The organism is Sphingosinicella soli, assembly GCF_014199685.1.
Lineage (GTDB): Bacteria > Pseudomonadota > Alphaproteobacteria > Sphingomonadales > Sphingomonadaceae > Sphingosinicella > Sphingosinicella soli.
The window spans coordinates 42,959-65,291 of sequence record NZ_JACHNZ010000020.1 but is presented as its reverse complement, the minus strand read 5'-3'; the positions used below and the strand labels follow the sequence as shown (position 1 = coordinate 65,291).

The window sequence follows — 22,333 nt, the reverse complement described above, 5'->3', positions numbered from 1 at the left end:
GGTTACAGCTTCTGCGTGAGGTCGGGGACGATGGTGAACAGGTCGCCGACGAGGCCGAGGTCCGCGACCTGGAAGATCGGGGCGTCCTCATCCTTGTTGATGGCGACGATGATCTTCGAATCCTTCATGCCCGCCAGGTGCTGAATGGCGCCCGAGATGCCGACGGCGATGTAAAGCTCCGGCGCGACGATCTTGCCGGTCTGGCCGACCTGATAGTCGTTGGGCACATAACCTGCATCGACGGCGGCGCGCGATGCGCCGACGGCGGCGCCGAGCTTGTCGGCCAGCGGGAAGATGACCTTCTGGAACGTATCGGCATCCTTGAGCGCGCGTCCGCCCGAAACGATGATCTTGGCGGCGGTCAGTTCCGGGCGCTCGAGCTTCGCGATTTCGGCGCCGACGAAGCTGGAAAGCCCTGCGTCGCTGCTGCCGGAAACCGCCTCGACGCTCGCCGAGCCGCCGTCGCCGGCCTTCTCGAAGGCCGTGCCGCGCACGGTGATGACCTTCTTGGCGTCGCCCGACTGCACGGTGGCGATGGCGTTGCCTGCATAGATCGGCCGCTCGAACGTGCTTGCATCGACGATGCCGGTGATCTCGGAGATCTGCTGGCTGTCGAGCTTCGCGGCGACGCGCGGCATGATGTTCTTGGCCGAAGTGGTGGCCGGGGCGACGAGCGCGTCGTAGTTCGCCATCAGGCCTTCGATCAGCGGCGCGACGTTTTCGGCAAGCGCGTTGGCATAGGCAGCATCGTCGGCGAGCAGCACCTTCGAGACTCCGGCGATCTTGGCAGCGGCATCGGCGGCGGTGGCGGCATTGTGGCCCGCGACGAGCACATGCACGTCGCCGCCGAGCTTCCCGGCGGCGGTCACGGCGACGCGGGTGGCGTCCTTGATCGCGGTGTTGTCGTGTTCAGCGAGGACGAGGACGCTCATGCGATCGCTCCCATTTCCTTGAGTTTGCCGATCAGGGCATCGACCGAATCGACCTTGATGCCCGCCTGCCGCTTCGGCGGCTCGCTGACCTTCAGCGTCTTCAGGCGCGGTGTGACATCGACGCCGAAATCGTCGGGCGTCTTGGCGGCGATCGGCTTGGACTTCGCCTTCATGATGTTCGGCAGCGACGCATAGCGCGGTTCGTTCAAACGAAGATCGGTGGTGATGATCGCCGGTGCCTTCAGGCTGAGCGTCTCAAGACCGCCGTCGACTTCGCGCGTCACATTGACGGTGTCTCCCGCAACCTCGATCTTGGAGGCGAAGGTGCCCTGCGCCCAGCCGAGCAGCGCGGCGAGCATCTGGCCGGTCTGGTTGGCGTCGTCGTCGATCGCCTGCTTGCCCAGGATGATGAGGCCGGGGCCTTCCGCTTCGGCAATCTTCGCAAGGATCTTCGCGACCGCGAGCGGCTCGGTGGTGACGTCGGTGGTGACGAGGATGCCGCGATCGGCGCCCATCGCAAGCGCGGTGCGGAGCGTTTCCTGGCACTGCTGAACGCCGATGGAAACCACGACGATCTCGGTCGCCGCACCCTTTTCCCTCAGACGGATCGCCTCTTCGACGGCAATCTCGTCGAAGGGGTTCATGCTCATCTTGACGTTGGCGAGTTCGACGCCCGATTGGTCGGACTTCACGCGCGCCTTGACGTTGTAGTCAATGACCCGCTTCACGGGCACAAGGATCTTCATCGGCATCCTCCGGAAAGCTGGCCCGGCTTCCAGCAGCCGGATCGCGCGAGGAACTGCGTCAACAGGGCGTGTGTGTCAACGTCCAAGCCGCGCAACTCACCGTTTGACGTGAAGAATTCGCGTGCCAGAATGGTGCAACTCTAAAAAGAAGCAGTCGGGGTCCGTCGTGAACAGGGAGACATCGCCAGTCGGCGGTGGCGCACATTTGCGTTTGCAGCTGTTGGGAGAGGTGCGATTCTGCGTCGGCGACGCCGATGTCACACCGCGGTCCAAGCGCGCGCGCGCGCTTGTCGCGTATCTAGCGCTGTCGCGCGGATATGCCGCGCCGCGCACGCGGCTTGCCGATCTCTTCTGGGGCGATCGCGGCGAAGCGCAGGCGCGCGGCAGCCTTCGGCAATGTCTGCTCGAAGTCCGCAGCGCCGCTGCGGCAACCGGCGTGGACATTCTTTCGTCCGACCGGGAGAGCGTTTGGCTCAGCGAAGGGTGGCAGAGCGATATCGCGGCCATCGAGGCTGCCATCGCAGGGTCGCCTGCGGATATCGCGAATGCGGCCGAGGCGGCGGGGCGCGAACACTTGCTCGGCGGATTGTTCGTCAGCGACGAGTACGACGAATGGCTCACGCTCGCGCGCGCGGATTTCGATACGCGGCTTGCCGATGCGGCCCGGCGGGGCCTCGCGCGCGCGGTCGAAACCGGCGATACCGAATCGGCGCGCCGCATCGCCGATCATTATCTTCTGCGCGATCCGGGCGACGAGGAGGTGACCGTCCTCGCCATGCGGGCGGACGCCATGCGCGGCGCGGCACCGATCGCGCATCGCCGCTTCCAGAAACTGCGCGATTATCTCGCCTCCGAGCTCGGCACGGCGCCCGGGCCCGCCGCGCTCGAAACGCTGGCGGGCGTTGCCGGTGTGCCGGTCGCGGTGTCGGCGGCGGCGGTCATTCCGGCGGCACCGGCGCTGCCCGCTCACGACGGCCCGCCGCTGCTGCTGGTATGCCCGTTCGTCGAAACCGGGTTTGCGGGCGATCTTCTGCATCTGGCGGAGGGCGTGCGCGAAGAGGTGCTTTCCGGCCTGTCGCGCTTCAAGGATCTGCGCGTGCTTGTCGAAGACCGCATGCCCTCGTCGGATGAAGTGCCGATGTTCGGTGCGGGAACCATCGCCTACGCGCTCACCGCGACGCTCCGGCAATCGGGCGCGCATGTGCGGGTCACGCCTGTGCTCACGCGGCTGTCGGATCGTTCGGTCGTGTGGTCGAACCCAGTCTCGATCGAAGTCGGCGATCTTCAGCAAGCGATCGACGCGATGGTCGATCGCATCATCGGCGCGGTGACGCCGCGCGTCGAGCGTGATGCGGTGCCGCGCGCGCAGCCGAGCGCGGTTTACGACCGCTATCTTTTTGCGCGCCACCGCGCCCGCACGGCATCGACGCTTGCGGAGGCGAAGGAAGCCGCGGCGCTGCTCGAAGGCGTGATCGCGGACGCGCCGGAACTGGCGGTCGCCTATCCCCATCTCATCCGGCTCTACAACACCAACTATTTCTACAAGGTGGCCGGTGTTGATCCCGCCGCGAACCGCGTGCGCGCATTCGAACTCGCGAAGACGTCGCTCTCACTCGATCGCGGCCATATCCACGGCTACACGGTGATGGGCTGGTGCCAGCTCTGGCGCGGGGGGTGGGATGCCGCGCGTACCCATTTCGAAAACGCGGTGGAGCTGAACCCCTATCATTCCGAACGCATCAAGGAAGCGGCGTTCGGCCTCATCTTCCTGGGCGAGCACGGCAAGGGCGGCGACTATCTGCAGCGGTGCCTCGATCTCGATCCGCTGCCCAACGACAATTTCTTCGAGGATCTCGGATTCCTGAAGCTGATGCAGCGCAGGCCCGACGAGGCGGTCGCCTATTTCGATCTGATCGTCGAGCCGACGCTGTTCGCCGATCTCTACGGCGTGCTTGCAAGCTGCGCGGTCGGCCACGTGGCTGGGCCGGCGATGGCGGCGGCGTGGCGGCGGCGCATCGCGGCGATCTGGTCGCCCGACGTCCCGATGACGGACGGCAATATCGTGGCCTGGCTGCACAATCACCTGCCGTTCCGGAAGCCGGAACACTGGTCGCTGTTCTCGTCCTATCTGGCGCCTGTTCTCAGAAACGCTCATCCCGAAGCCGCGTGAGAAACAGCGTTTCGGGGGGCGGGTCGCGATAACGCGGAACGAAGGGCGCGGTGCGCGCGTCATTGATGGCCTGCGCGGCGTCGCGGGCCTTTTGCGACACGAAGCCGGTCGGCATCCAGGCGGCCAGATGCGCGGCGCGGTCTTGCGGCAGCAGGCGCGCGGCGGCGGCGAGCAGCGCGGGCATCGTGCGGTCCTTGAAGAAGATCGCGTGCGACGCCGCGCGCAGTTGCCGGGCTTCCTCGGCTAATAGCAACCGTGCGCGAAGGGCGGCGGCGAGTGTTGCGCGCACATCGACCTGCGCCAGTGAAAGCGGCCGGTGGCGCAGGGCTGCCGGGGCGTGCGCTACGGCCACCTCATCGTCGCCGATGATGCGCCCGGCGGCATAGGCGCGGGCGATGGCGCCCTTGGGGCGCATCCCGAGCGTGTGAAGCTCGGCGGCGCGCAGCGCGCCGAGGCTGGCGGCGCCCCACACGTCGAAACCCCTGGCGAGGAGGACGAGGATTTCCTTGTGCCAGGGTGCGCGGGCCGCTTCGAAGAGGCCGTCGATCAGTAGGACGCGGTGGGGCGGCTGACTGGTGAGGGCGAGGAGGTCTCCGGCGGTGGCGGGGGGGAAGTAGACGATGTTATCGGCGGCGGGGCGGTTTTCGGGGGCGAGGGTGGGGCCGATGTATACGCTTAGAGACATTGTTCTGATCCCAGCATGCCGGGCACCCACAGGCGCACGACGCTGACGGCGCCGCCGGGCGGGGAGAGGTCGCAGCGGGCCATGTTGTGCACGCCGTCGTCCGCAAGACGGGCGCAGAGCGCATCGAGCGACGGGCGCGCGCAATAGGCATCGCGCACGCGGCGCCAGTCCGCGCCCGTGCCGGTCGGCGCGCCGAGCGCGCGGTGCCCCGCCTGCGTCGGTTCGTCGGGGGCGATATCGTCGCGCGTGCCGCTGATGAGCGTGAGACGCGATTGCGCCGCTTCGGCGAAGGCGCGGAACAGCGCATCGTCGGGATCGGGGCGGCACGCGGCGCCGAGAAACGATGGCGCATACCCCGGATCATCAAGGCGGCACATCACGGTGGGCAGCCGCCCGGCGCTTTCAACGACATAGACGGCGATGGCGATGCCGAGATCCGCGAGGGCCGCTTCCAGCCCCGGAAACCACGGAGCATCGATCGTATGCGGATCGACCCGCGCCCGCGCCTGCCCGGCCATGCCGCTTTTCAGCCAGTAGGCCTGCGTATCGCGCTCGATCCGTTCGAGCAGCGCGGCGACGGTCGCGTCTTCCAGACAGGCGCCCGCGCCGAGGCCGAGGCTCGAGCGCGCGAAGGGGCTGTCGCCGTCGAAGGTGAAATCCACCGAAACCGTGTCGAAGGGAACGAAGACATGGCCGCCGTGAGGGAAACGCTCCGCCGCGTGCCAGCGGATCGGCGCGTCGCGCCACTGCGTCTGGCTCGGCCGCACCTCGCCGTAATCGAGGAAACGCGGCAGGCGCGCGTCCTGCACAAGCGCATCGAAGCGGCACCGGGGCCCGTCCGCCTGCACCGATTCCGCGCAGGCGCCTTCGATCGCTTCCATGACGGCGGAAATGCGCGCGTCCGCCTCGCACCGGCCCTTTCCCTGATGCACCGCGAGCGAGCGGCTCATCGGCCGCACCGCCTGGAACACCGGCAGCCCGACCCGGTCGAGATGCGTCACCTCGCTGACGCGCGTGACCCCCGCCCAGCACAGCGTCGGCTCAAGCCGCGAAAGCAGCGCGTCGGCGTCGGTGCGGCGCCAGCGATCCGACGGCGGCACCAGCGTCAACCAGGGCGGCGGCGGCACGCAGTCGCGATGACGGGCGCGCCGCCGGGTTTCGGCAGCGTCGCCGCGATTCACCGTCCGGTCGCCCGGGTTATTTCTTGCCGAACCAGGTCTGCTGGAACGACATCACGTTGTTCGCCTTGGGCAGTTTCACCGCCTCGACCGAGCCGCCTGCCTTCTTCGCGGCCTCGAAGATGCCGATCAGGCTCTTGATGTCGGATTTCTCCTGATCGGTCGTCGCCTCGGCGGGATTGTAAGTGGCGACCGACTGGGTGACGTAATACGTCTCACCGTCCTTGATGATGAAGGTCGGCTCGCTCGAGCCGCCCAGTTGAACGCGTGTAATCGTCGGGGGTACGCTCATGGTTCTGCCTCCTGCCTGCTGGAATCAGGCCCTTTGCCTACGTCCGGCGGCGGGTAAGCGCCAGCGCTAAAGACGCGCAGCGTTATATTTCAAGAAGGTTGCCGAACTGTATCTCGCCTGCGCCGCAGCGTTCGATCCGGATCCGGCGCGGCCGGTGTTCGGTTTCGATCGGCTGCTCCAGCGCATGGTCGCCCGGCGTGTCGGCGGCGCGCCCGGCGGGCGCGGTGACGTTGAAGGCGGCGGCGGCAAGCGCGGCGGCGAGCAGAATGCGTTTGAAATCGGAGGGCATGGGGGCGGCTTTCAAAGGAAATTCCGTGCCGGCAGCGGCTGCGACCACCACCGCCGACACATGTCCTTCTAGGCCCGCCGCGTCAGCCGCCCCGCGAACGCTCCGTCAGATCACCGTCAAATCGCGTCTCACGGCTCCATCGCGCCGCCGCCGCCGCGCCACAGGTGCAGGCTGAAGAGATCGCGCGCGTCGGTCCAGTAGCGGATCGGTTGCCAGCCGGCGGCGCGGGCGAGCAGGCGCGTTTCCTCGATCATGTACTTGTGACTGTTTTCGGTGTGGATCGTTTCGCCGTCACGGAGGAAAAATGTCTCTCCGGCAGCGTGAAAGCGCACGTCGCGCGTGGCGGCGAGGTGCATTTCGATGCGCCCGAGATCGTCGTTCCACACGGCGTGATGTTCAAAGGCGTCGAGCGGAATGTCGCCGCCGAGTTCGCGATTGACGCGCGCGAGCAGGTTCAGATTGAACGCCGCCGTCACGCCCGCCGCATCGTCGTACGCCGCTTCGATCAGGCGCGGATTCTTGCGCAGATCGATGCCGATGGCGAGCCAGGGATCCGCGCCGAGCGTGATGCGGAACGCGCGCAGCAGGTCGACGGCGGCGGCATGCGAAAGATTGCCGATGGTCGAACCCGGGAAAAAGCCGATCATCGACCGCCCTTCCACGCTGCGCGGCAGTGCGATCGGCTTTGTGAAGTCCGCCGCGACGGGCAGGATATCGAGATCCGGCAGCGCGCGCGAAAGCCCGGCCGCCGCATCGCGCAGAAAATCCGCCGAAATATCGATCGGCACATAAGCGGCGGCGCGGACGGCCTCCACGAAGACCGGCGTTTTCATGGAGGAGCCGGAGCCGAATTCGACAACGACCTTGCCGGGCCCCGCGATCCGCCCGATTTCCGGTGCGTGGGCATCGAGCAGCGCGGTTTCGGTTCGCGTCGGATAATATTCGGGAAGCGCGGTGATCGCCTCGAAAAGTTCGGAGCCCTTCCGATCATAAAAATAGCGCGCCGGGATCACCTTGCGCCGCTGGGAAAGCCCCTCGATCACGGCGTCCGCGAAATCGTCTTTGAGCAGCGTTTCGGTCGATGACGTCATGACGCATCCGTTCCCATATCTTTGGCCAGCCGCACGCCGGTGAACTGCCAGCGCTGGTGGGGATAGAAGAAATTGCGATAGCTGCTGCGGGAATGGCCCGGCGGCGTCGCGCATGAAGAGCCCCGCAGCACGAACTGCCCGCACATGAACTTGCCGTTATATTCGCCCACCGCGCCCGCCGCCGGGCGGAAGCGCGGATAGGCCGCGTATGCGGTTTCCGTCCATTGCCAGCACACGCCGAACATCTGCGAAAGTGCGGGGCTTTCGGCCATCGCTTCCCATTCCGCCTCGCGCGGCAGGCGTGCGCCCGCCCAGCGCGCGAAGGCATCGGCTTCGAAATAGCTGACGTGGGTTGCGGGCGCTGCGGGATCGACGGGTTGCCGCCCGGCAAGCGTCATCGCGGACCAGCCCGTGTCTCCGCGCTCCCGGTAAAGCGGCGCGGAAACCGCTTCGCGCTGCACCCACGCCCAGCCGTCCGAAAGCCAGAGCGACGGGGTGCGATAGCCGCCGTCGTCGATGAACGCGGTCCATTCGGCATTCGTCACCAGCCGCGATCCGAGCGCGAAGGGTTGCAGAAGCACGTCGTGACGCGGGGTTTCGCAGTCGAAGGCGAAGCCGTCTCCGCCGTGGCCGATGGAAACGATGCCGCCGGGGTGCGCGGCCCAATCATGCGCGGCATCCCGGGCGGCAGGCGGAAAGGGCGCGTCCGGGGCAAAGGCGGGGGCGAGGGGGTTTTCGGAAAACAAGTGCAATATATCCGTCAGCAGCAATTCCTGATGCTGCTGCTCGTGATGGCAGCCGAGTGTTGCAAGCGTGCGCGCGGCTTCGGGAAGGTCGTCGATCGCGGCATCGAGCGCGGCATCGACATGCGCGCGCCACGCGAGGATTTCGGCAAGCGAAGGCCGCGTCAGCATCCCGCGCCGGTCGCGGCGAAGGCGCGGGCCTGCGGCTTCGTAGTAGCTGTTGAACAGATACCCGTACGCCGGATCGAAAACGGCATAGCCCGCGACATGCGGCGTTAGCACGAAGGTTTCGAAAAACCACGTCGTGTGCGCAAGGTGCCATTTCGCGGGGCTTGCGTCGGGCATCGACTGCACGCTGGCGTCGGCGTCGGAAAGCGGCGCTGCAAGAGCGAGGCTGCGCTGCCGCGTATTCTGCAGCAGGTCGCGGAGTTCAGCGTGCCGAGAAACCGTTCTTAAAACCATGCGACCTTCCCGTTTGGGCAAAGGCCGCGTTCAGGTTCACCGGTTGGCGCCCGGAACCCAGAGCACGTCGGCCCGGCCCTCGTCGTTGCAGTGACGTGCCAAGACAAACAAATGATCGGACAATCGGTTCAAATATTTGATCGGCAGATCGCCGATCGCATCGGTTTCGTTCGCTTCCACGGCGATGCGCTCGGCACGGCGAACGACGGTGCGCGCGACATGAAGACAGGCGGCGAGCGCCGATCCGCCCGGCAGGATGAAACTGGTGAGCGGCTGGAGATCGGCGTTCATCGCGTCGATCTCGCGTTCCAGCCGATCGACCTGCGGCTGTGTTATGCGCAGTGCGCCCGTGATTTCGCCCGGCGTCGCGAGGTCCGCGCCCAGATCGAAAAGGTCGTTCTGGATGCGCGCGAGCATCGCGTCCGCTTCGCCCGAAGCGTGAAGCCGGGCGACGCCGATCGCGCTGTTGGCCTCGTCCGCCGTGCCGTACGCGGTGACGCGCGCATCGTGCTTGGCGCGGCGGCTGCCGTCGACAAGCCCGGTCGTGCCGTCGTCTCCGGTGCGCGTGTAGATCTTGTTGAGTTTCACCATGACGTCAGCCTCCGTTGCGGGTCATCAGGATAAGGACGATGACAAGCAGAACGGTGAGCCCCTGCAGCAGCACGCGATAACTCATCAGCCGGTTCGATTGCCGGCCGGTGATATCCTTGCCGCGCGCCATCACGATGATGCCGCGCACGAGCACGGCGGCGGTCGCAAGCGCGCCGATGACGATGAGAGCGATGACGAGTCCGGTCATGGGGCCAGAGTCATAGGGGTTTCGGCGCGCTTGTCACCTGTCGGCATAACGGCGCCTAGAATTTGTAGACGAGGCTGGCGCGCGTGACGGTATCGGTCTTCACCTTGTCGTCGGGCGGATCGGTTTCGTGCTTCACGTCGAACGACAGCCGCGTCGAAAGATTGCCGATCAGCTTGGTGGTGAGCGCGCTGTTCGCGAACAGCGTGTCGTTACCGTTGCCCACGACGAAGCCCGCATCCTCGGTGAAAACCAGATCGCCGATCACCGTCCAGCGCAGCGTGGTTTTGCCGCGCATGCTCAGTTCGTTCCGGCTTCGGTCGGCGTCGGGTTCCATATCGTCGAAGACGAAGCGCGTCTGGCGAAGCGCCGGACCGCCTTCGAAGACCAGCCGAAGGCGCGGCTTTTCCGCCGCGATCCAGCCGAAACCGGCCGATTCGGTGAAGCGGCGGTTGAAGCCCGCGAACCGGTCGCTTTCCCAGCCGACGAAGCCGAAGGTGTAGAAACGCGGGCTGAACCGCTGGTCCGCCTGATAGGATGCGCTGTAGCGCTCGCGCGTGCGCTCTCCGTCCGATTCCTGAAAATCGGCTTCGGCGAACAGGCGGTGCCGCCAGGTCAGCCCCTGCTTCACGAGATCGATCTTGCCCGAAGCGCCGCGCTGATCGGTGTTGCCCGTGGTGAAGGTCGCGCCGACCGCCGCCTCGCCTTCCCAGCCGTTGGTGAAGCCCTGCGTGGCGAGCAGCTGCCTGCGCTGCTTCTCGGCCTCCTGCGCGGCGCGGATTTCCGAAACCAGCGCATCGATCTCCGCCATCGCCTGCGGCTGTGTGCGCCGCGCGAGCGCCGCGATCGTATCGAGCTGGCCGGGCTCGGCGGCGCGGATCATGTCGCTGACGGCGGCGGGCAGCACGCCTTCGGCGGGGCGTTCGGTGGGGGTTTGGGGCGGAGCTTCGGGCGGCACCTGCGCAAGCGCGGCGGACATCATGAAAAAAGGGGCGCCGAGCGCGATACGCAACACGTGTCGATCTCCTCGTTTCGCCCCCCGGCGCGGCCCGCCTAGCAAAAGTCGCCGCGTCAGGCAAAACCGAGTTGATGCTTTATGGCGTCTGCGGAGACGCCCCGTGCGCGAAGTTCGGCGAGTGTCTCGGCGCGGTCGCGTTTGGCGAGGCGCTTGCCGTCCGGGCCCGTGAGCAGCGCGTGGTGGTGATAACGCGGCGTCGGCAGGCCGAGCAGCGCCTGCAGCAGCCGGTGGATGTGCGTCGCCGAAAACAGATCCTCGCCGCGGACGATATCGGTGACACCCTGCAGGGCGTCGTCGAGGGTGACGGAGAGGTGATAGCTGGTGCCGGCGTCCTTGCGCGCGAGCACGACGTCGCCTTCGGCCTCGAGCGCTGCCGCGATGTCGCCGCGCGCGGTGTCGTGCCACGAAAGCGGCCCGGTGATTGCGGCGGCGCGGGCGATGTCGATGCGCCACGCGTGCGGCTCGGCCATGCGGCGCGCGCGCGTTGCCGCGTCCAGCGCGCGGCAGGTGCCGGGGTATAGCGGCTGCGCGCCGTGCGGCGCGGCGGCGGCTGCGGCGATGTCGGTGCGCGTGCAGAAACAGGGGTAGACGAGATCGGCCGCCTGCAGCCGCGCGAGCGCCTGGGCGTAGTCGTCCCTATGCGCGGACTGGCGGCGCACCGGCGTTTCCCACGCAAGGCCGAGCCAGGCGAGATCTTCGTAGATGCCGTCGATATATTCGGCGCGGCAGCGCGCCGTGTCGATATCCTCGATCCGCAGCAGAAAACGCCCCCGGCGCGCCTCGGCAAGGCGGAACGCGGTCAGCGCCGAAAAGGCATGGCCCAGATGCAGCCGCCCGGTGGGGCTCGGCGCGAAACGCGTGACGACCGTGATGACCGGCTCTCCCGAAAATCTTGGCACATCTGCACAAAGCGCATTGACCTCAACCCAGATCAAGTGGTGTCATAGCGGCGACACACAATACGCTGTAGGGTACGAAGAGTAGAGTTGCGGACGGCCGGTGCGGCCGCCTTGCGTGCGACAGGGTAGGCTAGCATCCCGGCGGTCCGCAGGATTGCGGGCTGGTGCATGTACACGACCGAACTTCTCGAAGCGCGCGCGGTGTCGCCGGAAAGCTGTCCGGCGCTGGTGCTGAACGCCGATTATACGCCGCTGTCTTATTATCCGCTCAGCCTGTGGTCTTGGCAGACGGCGATCAAGGCGGCGTTTCTCGACCGTGTTTCCGTCGTCGCCGAATACGATCGCGTGGTGCACAGCCCGCGCTTCGCGATGCGGCTGCCTTCGGTCATTGCGCTGCGGGATTATGTGAAGCCCTCGTCGCACCCGGCGTTCACGCGCTTCAACCTGTTCCTGCGCGATCGCTTCTCGTGCCAGTATTGCGGCGCGCGCGGCGATCTTACGTTCGATCACGTCGTGCCGCGCGCTTACGGGGGGCGCACGACATGGGCGAACGTCATCACGGCCTGCGCGCCGTGCAATCTGCGCAAGGGCGGGCGCACGCCGGCGGAGGCGCACATGGCGCTGCGCTCTGCCCCGCGCCAGCCGACCGCGCACGAGCTTCAGGTGAACGGCCGCGCGTTTCCGCCGCACCACCTGCATGAAACGTGGCGCGATTACCTCTATTGGGACACCGAACTGGAAGCCTAGACGTTCTGCTGTTGCGGTGCAGCATCGGCGGGAATAGCCTTGCCGCATGAGCCCTGTTCCCCTTCGCCAGCCCGCCATGCTTTCCGACCGGGACGAGGTGCGCCACCTCGGCCGCCTGCTCGGTGACGTCATCCGCGATTTCGACGGCAAGGCCGCGTTCGACACGATCGAGGCGCTGCGGCAGGCCTCCGTCGCGGTCCACCGCGACGACGGGCCGGAACGGCGCGCGGAGCTTGCGCGGCTGCTCGCCGGGCTCAGCCTCGACGACGCCGTGCGCTTCATTCGCGGCTTCCTGAACTTCTCGCTGCTCGCCAACATCGCCGAGGACCGGCAGACGGGACTCGTGCCCGAGGGCGCGGAAAAGCGGCCGGAACGCCTCGAAGGCGCGCTTGACGAACTCGCACGCCACGGCGTCGCGCCGGGCGAGGTCGCCGCGACGCTCGCGGGCGCGCTCATCTCCCCCGTGCTCACCGCGCACCCGACCGAAGTGCGGCGCAAGAGCGTGATCGACCGCGAAAGCGCGATCGCCGAGCTTGTCGCGCGGCGCGCGGCAGCGGCGGACAGGCAGGCGATCGATTCCGAACTTTACCGCCAGATCGCGCTGCTCTGGCAAACGCGCCCGCTGCGCGCGGTGCGCCTGCTCGTCGTCGACGAGATCGCGAACGCGCTCTCCGTGATGCGCGACAATCTGCTGCCCGTGCTCCCGGCCCTGCATCGCCGCGCCGAGACGCTGCTCGGCGCCGACGTCGGCAGCTTCCTGAAACCGGGAAGCTGGATCGGCGGCGACCGCGACGGCAATCCCTTCGTCACCGCCGAAACGCTGCGGACCGCGCTCGCCGGGCAGGCGCGGGCGGCGCTGCAATATTATCTCGGCGAAGTGCACCGGCTCGGCGCCGAGCTTTCGATCAGCGCGTCGATCGCCCGCATCACCCCGGAGCTTGCCGCGCTCGCCGACGACAGCGGCGACGAGTCGCCGCACCGGCAGGACGAACCCTATCGCCGCGCGCTTTCGGGCATCTACGCCCGGCTCGCCGAAACCCACGCGGAGCGGACCGGCACCCGCCCGCCGCGCGCCTCGGCACTGATCGCGGAAAGCTATCCGGGGCCCGGTGCGCTGGTTGCCGATCTGGAGGTGGTGCGCGCAAGCCTCGTCGCGCACGGCGGCGAGCGGCTGGTGGGCAACCGTCTCGACGATCTGATCCGCGCGGTGGGCATCTTTGGTTTCCACCTCGCGTCGCTCGACATGCGGCAGAACAGCGGCGTCCACCGCGCGGTCGTCGCGGAGCTGCTGCGCGAGGCGGGCGTTTGCCCCGACTACGAAGCGCTCGGGCCGGATGAACGGACGGAACTGCTGCGCCGCGAACTCGCGCACCGGCGGCTGCTCGGCAGCCCGTTCGCCGACTATTCGGAGGTCACGCAAAGCGAACTCGCGATCCTGCGCGCCGCCGCCGAGGCGCACGCGCGCTACGGCCCGGCCGCCGTTCGCAACTATGTCATCTCGCATTCGACCTGCGTTGCCGACCTGTTCGAAGTGTACCTGCTTTTGAAGGAGGTCGGCCTCTACCGCCCCGGAGACGTGCCCGCGTGTGACGTCATGGTGTCGCCGCTCTTCGAAACGATCGAGGATCTGGAAGCCGCGCCCGCCGTGATGCGCGCCTTTCTGGCGATGCCCGAGTCGCGCGCGCTCGCCGACGCGCGCGGCGGCGTGCAGGAAGTGATGATCGGCTATTCGGACAGCAACAAGGACGGCGGCTATCTGACGTCTAGCTGGGCGCTGTTCGAAGCCTCGCGCGCGCTTGCCGACGTGTTCGCGGACGCGGGCATCCGGCTGCAGCTGTTCCACGGGCGCGGCGGTACGGTCGGGCGCGGCGGCGGATCGGCGTTTGCGGGCATCCGCGCGCAGCCGCCGGGCACAGTGGGCGCGCGCATCCGCATCACCGAGCAGGGCGAGGTGATCGCCTCCAAATACGGCACGCCCGCGCTTGCCGCGCTCAGCCTGGAAACGATGACGTCAGCGACATTGCTCGCGACGCTGGCGCCGCCGGAGACCGACCCCGCCGACCTCGCGCGTTTCCGCGCCGCGATGGAGATGCTGAGCGGTTCGGCGCGCGCCGCCTATCGCGGCCTCGTGTATGAAACGCCGGGCTTCAACACCTATTTCCGCGCCGCGACGCCGGTGGGCGAAATCGCGGAACTGAAGATCGGTTCGCGCCCGTCGTCGCGCACGAAATCCGACCGGATCGAGGATCTGCGCGCGATCCCCTGGGTGTTCAGCTGGTCGCAGGCGCGCGTGATGCTGCCGGGCTGGTTCGGCGTCGGCGCGGCGCTGATCGGGTTCAGCGACAAGGGGCTGCTGCGGGCGATGAACGCGCAGTGGCCGTTTTTCGCCGCGACGCTTTCGAACATGGCGATGGTGCTCGCGAAATCCGATATCGCGATCGCCGCGCTCTACAGCGAGCTGGTGGAGGACGAGGCGCTGCGCGCCGAGGTGTTCGGCACGATCAGCGCGGGCTGGAAGCGCACGCACGATTCGCTGCTGGAGATCACCGGAAAGACCGACGTGCTCGGCGACGATCCCGTGCTCGCGCGCCGCATCCGCATGCGTCTGCCCTATATCGAGCCGCTGAACGCGCTGCAGGTGGAACTCATCCGCCGCTACCGGCGCGGCGAGACGGATGCGCGCGTGCGCGAAGGCATCCACCTTACGATCAACGGCATTGCGGCGGGGCTGCGGAACAGCGGGTAGGCGCAATCCCTCCTTCGCGGGAGGGGCCGATGGGGCGTATCCTCAAGCCCGGCGTGGAGCAGTGAAACTGCCCCACCCCAACCCCTCCCCTGAAGAGGAGGGGCTTTACGACTTACGCGAAATAATCCCGCAAAATGCGCCCGTAGATGCGGGTGAGCGCGTGGAGGTCGTCCACGGCGATATGCTCGTCCACCTTGTGCATCGATAGCCCCGGCAGGCCGAATTCCACGACCGGGCACAGGCGCCGGATGAAGCGCGCGTCGGATGTGCCGCCGCTTGTCGAGAATTCGGTCTCGATGCCGGTTTCGGTGCGGATCGCGTTTGCCAGCAGCGCGCTGAAATCGCCCGGCGCGGTGAGGAACGCCTCGCCCGAGATTTTCGCCTCGACGTTCGCACCCGCCGTTTCGCGCGCTGCGACCGCCTCGATCCACTGCACCAGGCCCGCGCCGGTGTGTTCGTCGTTGAACCGGATGTTGATCCGGGCTTCCGCCGTCGCCGGGATCACGTTGGTCGCCGGGTTGCCCACGGTCATGTCGGTGATTTCAAGGTTCGACGGATCGAACCACGCATTGCCCGTATCCAGTTCGCGCGCCTGCAGCGCGTGGAGGATGTTGACGAGATGGCGCACGGGGTTGTCGGCCATGTGCGGATAGGCGACGTGGCCCTGCGCGCCCTGGACACGAATCCACACGTTCACCGAACCGCGCCGCCCGATCTTGACCATGTCGCCGAGGCGCTGCCGGCTGGTGGGCTCGCCGACGAGGCAGTGGTCGGGGACGTTGCCGGTCGCCTCCATCCAGTCGAGCAGCGGCTTCGTGCCGAACGTGGCGGGGCCTTCCTCGTCGCCGGTGATGACGACGCTGAGCGAGCCGCGCGCGGGAAGGTTTTCGGCCGCCGCCGCGACGAACGCCGCGATCGCGCCCTTCATGTCCGCCGCGCCGCGCCCGACGAGCTGGCCATTCCGCACCTCGGCGGCGAACGGCTCGACCGACCAGCCCTCGCGGCTGCCCACGGGAACCACGTCCGTATGTCCGGCGAAGGCGAAATGCGGGCCTTCCGTGCCGATCCGCGCGAACAGATTGTGCACCGGGCCGTCGGGCGCTTCGCCCCACATGTGACGCCAGACCCTGAAGCCGATCGCCTCCAGCGCTTCGGCGAGCACGGCCTGCGCGCCTTCGTCGCGCGGCGTGATGCTGGGGCAGTGGATGAGCGCGCGGGCGAGCGCTAGCGGATCGATGACAGCGGACATGAGAGGGGCTTATACCCGTGTCGCGCCCTTAAGGAAGCACCATGCCGAAACTCGATCTCGATGCGATTCCCGAAGTCTGCCGCACCGGCTATCCGGCGCCCCACAACGCCGCCGTCGCGGGGCGTCACTACCGGCGGCTCGCCGCGCCCGGCGGGCTTACGGATTTCGGCGCCAACCTCTGCCGCCTGGAACCGGGCGCGTGGTCGAGCCAGCGCCACTGGCACAGCAGGGAAGATGAATTCGCAATCGTGATTTCCGGCGAGGCGGTGCTGGTGACGAACGCGGGCGAAACGCTGATGCGACCGGGCGACTGCGCGGCGTTCCCGAAGAACGACGGCGACGCGCATCATTTCGTGAACCGTTCGAACGCGGACGCGGTGCTGCTTGTCGTGGGCAGCGATGTTCCCGACGATACGTGCACCTACCCCGACATCGACCTGCATTTGCCCCGGAACGACGGGCCCTTCACGCGCAAGGACGGCAGCCTGTTCTGATCGATCCGTGGGTAGCCTTACGCGAACTGCCCGAGAAAGGCGTCCATCTCGGCCGCGACCTTTTCGCGGACGGGATCGTGGAACAGCCAGTGCCCCGCGCCGGGGATCTCGCGGTAGTCGGTGTGGCCGGTGAGCGCGCGCGCCGTCGCGCGGGCGACCGCGATCGGCGTGATGCGATCGTGATCGCCGACCAGCACGAGCGCAGGCATCGAAAGCCTGTCGTAATCCACGCGCGTCGCGCGCGTCTTGTCCGCCCACGGCATGGAAATCTGGAACAGCACGCGCCCGGAATCCCAAACGAGCTTGGCGATTTCCGCATTGGCGATGTCGGCGGGCACTTCGTTGAAGATGCCCCAGCGGGCGCGCTCGGCATCGATTTTGGTCGGCTGCTTCCACCACTGGCGCTTCACCGTGATGCCGAACACCGTGCGCAGCGGGGCGATCGACAGGCTCTGCGCCGTCGCCGTCGGCGCGGGCGACAGCAAGGCGAGACCGCGCGCGCCGGTGGCTTCGGCGACCTTCTGGGCGAGCATGCCGCCCATCGAATGGCCGACGATCACCGGGCTTTCGGGCAGCGTGCGCACCGTGGCGGCTACAGCATCGACATAATCCTGAACGCCGATGCTCGCGAGGATCGGCGAGGGCGGCGCGTCGGGATCGACATCGTGATAGGGCAGCGCGGGCACATGGACCGCGTGACCGGCCGCGCGGTAGCGATCGGCGAACCAATCCCAGACGTGCGGCGTGGACCACATGCCGTGAATGAACAGAAGCGGTGGCTTCATCATGGTTTCAGACTAAAGCCTCCCCCGGCCGTGTCAAAATCAATCGGTATTCAGTCGACGACGCCGCTCGCGGCGAGCACCGCCATCGTCACGAGGTCGCTCGTCGTCGACGTCATCGGAACGATCTGCACCGGCTTCGACATGCCCATCAGCAGCGGCCCGAACACGCGCCCGCCGCCCAGTTCCTTCAGCAGCTTTGCCGAAATGTTCGCCGAATGCAGCCCGGGCATGATGAGCACGTTCGCGGGGCCGGTGAGGCGGCTGAACGGATAGAGCTTCGCCATGTCGCGGTTGAGCGCGACGTCGGCCGACATCTCGCCTTCATATTCGAAGCCGACGCGGCGATCGTCGAGCACCGCCACCGCGTCGCGCAGCACGGTGGTGATTTCGCCCGGCGGATTGCCGAAATTCGAATAGGACAGGAAAGCGACGCGCGGGGTCTTGCCCATGCGGCGCGCGACGTTCGCGGTCTGCTCGGCGATATCGGCGAGCTGTTCGGCGGTCGGGCGTTCGTTCACGGTCGTGTCGGCGATCAGGAAACTGTCCGACCGGCCCACGACGAGATGGATGCCGAAGGGGATATGGCGCGGCGCCGGATCGATCACCTGCTCCACCTGGCTCATCGTCTGGCTGAAATGGCGCGTGACGCCGGTGACGAGCACGTCGCCGTGGCCGAGCGCGACGAGCAGCGCGCCGAAGATGTTGCGGTCCTGGTTCACCATGCGCTGCGCGTCGCGGTAGAGCACGCCCTTGCGCTGCAGCCGGCGGTAGAGATGCTCGGCCATGCCGGGCACGAGCGGGCTGATGCGGCTGTTGTGGATCTCGAAGCTGGCGGCGTCCTCGATGCCGAGCTTGCGCAGCCCGTCCTTCACGCGGTCGTCGCGGCCGACGAGAACGGGGATGCCGTAGCCCGCGTTCTTGATGGTGATCGCGGCGCGCAGCACGGTTTCTTCCTCGCCCTCGGCGAAGACGATGCGCTTGGGGTTCGCCTTCGCGGCATCGTAGCTGTTCGAAAGCACGGCGGTCGTCGGGTTCAGGCGGGCGCGCAGCTCGGAGCGGTAGGCGTCTTCGTCGATGATCGGGCGCTGCGCCACGCCCGTGCGCATCGCCGCGCGCGCCACGGCGAGCGGAATCGCCTCGATCAGGCGCGGATCGAAGGGCGCCGGGATGATGTATTCGGGGCCGAACACGGGCTGCTTGCCGTAGGCGACGGCGACCTCGTCGGGCACGGTCTCGCGCGCGAGATCGGCGAGCGCCTCTGCGGCGGCGATCTTCATCTCCTCGTTGATCGTCGTCGCGCGCACGTCGAGCGCGCCGCGGAAGATGTACGGGAAGCCGAGGACGTTGTTGACCTGGTTGGGATAGTCCGATCGGCCCGTCGCGATGATCGCGTCGGAGCGCACGGCGTGCGCCTCCTCGGGCAGGATTTCGGGAACGGGATTGGCCATCGCGAAGATGATGGGATTGGGCGCCATCGCCTTCACCATCTCGGGCGTCACCGCGCCGGCGGCGGACAGGCCGAGGAACACGTCGGCGCCCTTCATGGCATCGAGCAGCGTGCGCTCTTCGGTCTCGATCGCGTAGGCGGATTTCCACTGGTTGAGGTCGTGGCGGTCCTTGTGGATCACGCCCTCGCGGTCGCACATGCGCACGTTCGTGCGCGGCATCCCCATGGCGATGATCAGCTCGGCGCAGGCGATGGCGGCGGCGCCCGCGCCGTTCACCACCATCTTCACGTCCTTGATCGATTTGCCGGTGATCCGAAGCGCGTTGATGAGACCGGCGGACGCGATGATCGCGGTGCCGTGCTGGTCGTCGTGGAACACCGGGATGTTCATGATTTCGCGCAGACGACTTTCGATGATGAAGCAGTCCGGCGAGGCGATGTCTTCAAGGTTGATGCCGCCGAAGCTCGGCTCCATCAGCGATATGGCGCTCACCAGCCGGTCGACGTCTTCGCTGTCCAGCTCGATGTCGATCGCGTCGACGTCGGCGAAGCGCTTGAAGAGCACGGCCTTGCCTTCCATCACCGGCTTGGAGGCGAGCGCGCCGAGGTTGCCGAGACCGAGGATCGCGGTGCCGTTGGAGATGACGGCGACGAGGTTGCCCTTGGCGGTGTAATCGTAGGCGAGCACGGGATCGGCGGCGATCGCCTGCACCGGCACTGCGACGCCGGGCGAGTAGGCGAGGCTGAGGTCGCGCTGCGTGGCCATCGGCTTCGACGAGATGATTTCAATCTTGCCGGGGCGCCCCTGCGAATGGAACTGCAGGGCTTCCTGATCGCTGAACTTGATCGAACTGCCTTTTGACAAATGTTTTCTCCACCAACGCGCCTCAGACCGCTATTAGCGTCCGCATGTGCGCCGACGCCAGCCCTCAATCCGCGAAATCCGCAAAAGCGGATTCGCCCTCGCCGATGATAGAGCAGTACCTCGCGCTGAAGGCGGAGGCCGCAGACAGCCTGCTGTTCTTCCGTATGGGCGATTTCTACGAAATGTTCTTTCAGGATGCTGTCGCGGCGACCGCAGCGCTCGATATCGCGCTGACGAAACGCGGCCAGTACATGGGCGAGGACATCCCGATGTGCGGCGTTCCCGCGCACAGCCATGAAACCTATCTCGCGCGGCTCATTTCAAAGGGCTTCCGCGTCGCCATCGCGGAGCAGGTGGAAGATCCCGCCGAAGCCAGGAAGCGCGGCGGCAAATCGGTGGTGCGCCGCGCGGTCGTCCGCGTCGTCACGCCCGGCACGCTCACCGAGGAAACCCTGCTCGATGCGCGCAGCGCCAACCGGCTCGCGGCGCTCGGCGAGGCCGAGGGGCGCATGGGGCTCGCGTGGTGCGATCTCTCCTCGGGCGAATTCATGACCGCGCCCGTGGACGCGGCGCTTGTCGGCGCGGAGCTGGCGCGGCTGCGCCCGGCGGAGCTGCTCGTGGCGGAAGGGCGCGAGCCGCCGCCGGGGCATCTCGTCGCCATGCGCCCGCGCGGCGATTTCGACAGCACGGCGGGCGAACGCGGGCTTTGCCGCCGGTTCGAGGTCGGCACGCTTGAAGGCTTCGGCGCCTTCACGCGCGCCGAACTCGCGGCGGCGGGCGCGCTCATCGCGTTTGTTGAAGCGACACAGAAAGACGCCGCCGTCCGCCTGCGCCCGCCCGCGCGGCACCTGCCCGAAAGCGCCATGCTGATCGACGCGGCGACGCGCGCCAGCCTGGAGCTTGCCGAAACCCAGGCGGGCAGCCGCAAGGGCTCGCTGCTCGACTGCATCGACCTCACCGTCACCGGCGCGGGCGCGCGTCGGCTCGCCGCCGATCTCGCTGCGCCGCTCACCGATCCGGACGCCATCGCGCACCGCCTCGATCTGCTCGGCTGGTTCGTCGGCGCGCCCACGATACGCGAGCGCGTCCGCGCCGCGTTGAAGCGCATCGCGGATATCGAGCGCGCGCTCGGCCGGCTCTCCGCCGGGCGCGGCAGCCCGCGCGATCTCGGCCTGCTGCGCGATGCGCTCTCGGGCGCGCTCGATCTTAAGCGCCTGCTTTCCGAAAGCCGGCTCGGCGTCCCGGCCATGCTCGCCGAGTGTCTCGGCCGCATCGGGCCGCACGGCGCGCTCGTGGAGGGTCTTGCCGCCGCGCTCGTTGCGGAGCCGGGCTTTTCGGTTTCCGACGGCGGCTTCATCGCGGAGGGCTTCGACCCCGCGCTCGATGAACTGCGCGGCCTCGCGCAGGACGGGCGCCGCCATATCGCGGCGCTCGAAGCGCGCTACCGCGAGGCGACGGGGATCGCCGCGCTCAAGATCCGCCACAACAACGTGCTCGGCTATCACGTCGAGGTTGCGGCGCGCCATGCCGACCCGCTGATGGCGGCGGACAGCGGCTTCACGCACCGGCAGACGCTCGCGGGGGTCGTGCGCTTCAACAGCGTCGATCTCGCCGATCTCGCCGCGCGCATCGCGGAAGCCTCGACGAAGGCGCTCGCTGCGGAAACCGCGCACTTCGCGGCGCTTCGCGAAACCGTGCTCGAAGAGGCCGACGCCGCCGGAGACACGGCCGGGGCGCTCGCCCGCATCGATGTCGCCGCGGCGCTCGCGGAGCTTGCCGCGCGCGGCGGCTGGGTGCGGCCTGCCGTGGACGCGGGCACCGCGTTCGACATTCGCGGCGGCCGCCATCCGGTCGTCGAAGCGGCGCTCGGCGCGAAGCGGGAAGCCTTCGTCTCCAACGATTGCGATCTCGGGCCGGAGCGGCGTCTGTGGCTGCTGACCGGGCCCAACATGGCGGGTAAATCGACCTTCCTGCGCCAGAATGCGCTGCTCGCGGTGCTTGCGCAGACGGGCAGCTTCGTGCCTGCCGCATCGGCGCACATCGGCGTCGTCGACCGCTTGTTCAGCCGCGTCGGCGCGTCGGACAATCTGGCCGAAGGCCGATCGACCTTCATGGTGGAGATGGTCGAGACGGCCGCGATCCTGCGCCAGGCGACGCCGCGCTCGCTCGTCATCCTCGACGAGGTCGGGCGCGGCACCTCCACCTACGACGGGCTCGCCATCGCGTGGGCGGTGGTGGAGGCGGTGCATGACAGCCTCGCCAGCCGCTGCCTGTTCGCGACGCACTATCACGAACTGACCGCGCTCGCCGGACGCCTCTCCGCGGTCCATCTCGCGACCGTGAAGGTGCGCGAATGGAAGGGCGATCTGGTGTTCCTGCACGAGGTGATCGCGGGCGCGGCGGACCGCAGCTACGGCCTTGCCGTCGCGCGCCTCGCGGGGCTTCCGGCGGCGGTCACGCACCGCGCATCCGAAGTGCTGACGCGGCTGGAGCAGGGCAAGGCGAAAACCGGCGGCATCGCGGCGGGCCTCGGCGATCTGCCGCTGTTCAGTGCGGCGGCGCCGGCGACCCCGGCGCGCGACGCGCTGCGCGATGCGCTCGCCGCGCTCCGGCCCGACGAGATGAGCCCGCGCGCCGCGCTCGATACGCTCTATGATCTCAAGCGCTTGGCAGATGCGGGCGGAGAGACGATATCATGA

Annotated in this window: 20 protein-coding genes; 5 read left to right on the top strand and 15 right to left on the bottom strand. The window is 67.8% G+C overall.

Annotation, left to right across the window (positions count from 1 at the left end; all coding sequences use genetic code 11):
* Window positions 1–2 precede the first annotated feature (2 nt).
* Window positions 3–932, bottom strand: a complete 930-nt coding sequence (locus GGQ98_RS09935; protein ID WP_184068799.1) for an electron transfer flavoprotein subunit alpha/FixB family protein — start codon at window positions 930–932, stop codon at window positions 3–5.
* Window positions 929–1,678, bottom strand: coding sequence for an electron transfer flavoprotein subunit beta/FixA family protein (locus tag GGQ98_RS09930; protein WP_184068796.1), 750 nt, complete (start codon window positions 1,676–1,678; stop codon window positions 929–931). The genes GGQ98_RS09935 and GGQ98_RS09930 overlap by 4 nt, the downstream gene beginning before the upstream one ends.
* 205 nt (window positions 1,679–1,883) lie before the next feature.
* Here GGQ98_RS09930 and GGQ98_RS09925 point away from each other — a divergent pair, with 205 nt between their 5' ends.
* Entirely contained in the window at window positions 1,884–3,848 is a 1,965-nt protein-coding gene (locus GGQ98_RS09925) for an AfsR/SARP family transcriptional regulator (RefSeq protein WP_184068792.1), read from the top strand.
* On the opposite strand, the gene GGQ98_RS09920 is transcribed toward GGQ98_RS09925, so the two are convergent.
* The 10 genes from GGQ98_RS09920 to gluQRS all read right to left on the bottom strand — a co-directional run bounded on the left by GGQ98_RS09920 (window position 3,820) and on the right by gluQRS (window position 11,301).
* Entirely contained in the window at window positions 3,820–4,533 is a 714-nt protein-coding gene (locus GGQ98_RS09920) for a TfuA-like protein (RefSeq protein WP_184068789.1), read from the bottom strand. The two genes, GGQ98_RS09925 and GGQ98_RS09920, sit on opposite strands and share 29 nt — an antisense overlap.
* Window positions 4,524–5,714 (bottom strand): YcaO-like family protein, encoded by a 1,191-nt coding sequence (locus GGQ98_RS09915; RefSeq protein ID WP_184068786.1) that lies wholly within the window; start codon window positions 5,712–5,714, stop codon window positions 4,524–4,526. Before GGQ98_RS09915 ends, GGQ98_RS09920 begins: the two co-directional genes overlap by 10 nt.
* Before the next feature lie 16 nt (window positions 5,715–5,730).
* Window positions 5,731–6,003, bottom strand: coding sequence for a hypothetical protein (locus tag GGQ98_RS09910; RefSeq protein WP_184068783.1), 273 nt, complete (start codon window positions 6,001–6,003; stop codon window positions 5,731–5,733).
* An 82-nt stretch (window positions 6,004–6,085) separates the two neighbouring features.
* The gene (locus tag GGQ98_RS09905; protein ID WP_184068780.1) at window positions 6,086–6,292 is read right to left on the bottom strand and encodes a hypothetical protein; all 207 of its coding nucleotides are present in this window, start codon (window positions 6,290–6,292) and stop codon (window positions 6,086–6,088) included.
* Between the two features lie 128 nt (window positions 6,293–6,420).
* Window positions 6,421–7,383 carry an L-histidine N(alpha)-methyltransferase gene (gene egtD / locus GGQ98_RS09900; RefSeq protein WP_184068777.1) on the bottom strand — a complete coding sequence of 321 codons (963 nt, stop codon included), beginning with the start codon at window positions 7,381–7,383 and terminating at the stop codon, window positions 6,421–6,423.
* Window positions 7,380–8,588, bottom strand: coding sequence for an ergothioneine biosynthesis protein EgtB (egtB, locus tag GGQ98_RS09895; protein ID WP_184068774.1), 1,209 nt, complete (start codon window positions 8,586–8,588; stop codon window positions 7,380–7,382). The genes egtD and egtB overlap by 4 nt, the downstream gene beginning before the upstream one ends.
* A 36-nt stretch (window positions 8,589–8,624) precedes the next feature.
* A complete protein-coding gene (locus GGQ98_RS09890) occupies window positions 8,625–9,179 on the bottom strand; it encodes a cob(I)yrinic acid a,c-diamide adenosyltransferase (protein WP_184068771.1) in 555 nt (184 codons plus the stop codon).
* Between the two features lie 4 nt (window positions 9,180–9,183).
* Window positions 9,184–9,387, bottom strand: coding sequence for a twin transmembrane helix small protein (locus tag GGQ98_RS09885; protein WP_184068768.1), 204 nt, complete (start codon window positions 9,385–9,387; stop codon window positions 9,184–9,186).
* Window positions 9,388–9,442: 55 nt separating this feature from the next.
* Window positions 9,443–10,399, bottom strand: coding sequence for a DUF481 domain-containing protein (locus GGQ98_RS09880; RefSeq protein WP_184068765.1), 957 nt, complete (start codon window positions 10,397–10,399; stop codon window positions 9,443–9,445).
* Window positions 10,400–10,455: 56 nt separating this feature from the next.
* Complete coding sequence (gene gluQRS, locus GGQ98_RS09875) at window positions 10,456–11,301, bottom strand: tRNA glutamyl-Q(34) synthetase GluQRS (RefSeq protein ID WP_184068762.1); 846 nt, start codon at window positions 11,299–11,301, stop codon at window positions 10,456–10,458.
* 168 nt (window positions 11,302–11,469) lie between these two features.
* On the opposite strand from gluQRS, the gene GGQ98_RS09870 reads away from it, so the two are divergent.
* Together GGQ98_RS09870 and ppc are read left to right on the top strand one after the other, a co-directional pair.
* Window positions 11,470–12,048, top strand: coding sequence for an HNH endonuclease (locus GGQ98_RS09870; RefSeq protein ID WP_184068758.1), 579 nt, complete (start codon window positions 11,470–11,472; stop codon window positions 12,046–12,048).
* Window positions 12,049–12,094: 46 nt separating this feature from the next.
* Window positions 12,095–14,794, top strand: a complete 2,700-nt coding sequence (ppc, locus tag GGQ98_RS09865) for a phosphoenolpyruvate carboxylase (protein WP_184068755.1) — start codon at window positions 12,095–12,097, stop codon at window positions 14,792–14,794.
* Between the two features lie 112 nt (window positions 14,795–14,906).
* On the opposite strand, the gene dapE is transcribed toward ppc, so the two are convergent.
* On the bottom strand, window positions 14,907–16,043 hold the full coding sequence (dapE, locus tag GGQ98_RS09860; RefSeq protein WP_184068753.1) for a succinyl-diaminopimelate desuccinylase: 1,137 nt from the start codon (window positions 16,041–16,043) through the stop codon (window positions 14,907–14,909).
* Window positions 16,044–16,084: 41 nt separating this feature from the next.
* Here dapE and GGQ98_RS09855 point away from each other — a divergent pair, with 41 nt between their 5' ends.
* Complete coding sequence (locus GGQ98_RS09855) at window positions 16,085–16,537, top strand: cupin domain-containing protein (protein WP_184068750.1); 453 nt, start codon at window positions 16,085–16,087, stop codon at window positions 16,535–16,537.
* A gap of 17 nt (window positions 16,538–16,554) precedes the next feature.
* Here GGQ98_RS09855 and GGQ98_RS09850 read toward each other — a convergent pair whose 3' ends face one another.
* Together GGQ98_RS09850 and GGQ98_RS09845 are read right to left on the bottom strand one after the other, a co-directional pair.
* Complete coding sequence (locus tag GGQ98_RS09850; protein WP_184068748.1) at window positions 16,555–17,322, bottom strand: alpha/beta hydrolase; 768 nt, start codon at window positions 17,320–17,322, stop codon at window positions 16,555–16,557.
* Between the two features lie 50 nt (window positions 17,323–17,372).
* Window positions 17,373–19,634, bottom strand: a complete 2,262-nt coding sequence (locus tag GGQ98_RS09845; protein WP_184068745.1) for an NADP-dependent malic enzyme — start codon at window positions 19,632–19,634, stop codon at window positions 17,373–17,375.
* A gap of 104 nt (window positions 19,635–19,738) precedes the next feature.
* Between GGQ98_RS09845 and mutS the strand changes: the two genes are divergently transcribed.
* A complete protein-coding gene (gene mutS / locus GGQ98_RS09840) occupies window positions 19,739–22,333 on the top strand; it encodes a DNA mismatch repair protein MutS (RefSeq protein ID WP_184068742.1) in 2,595 nt (864 codons plus the stop codon).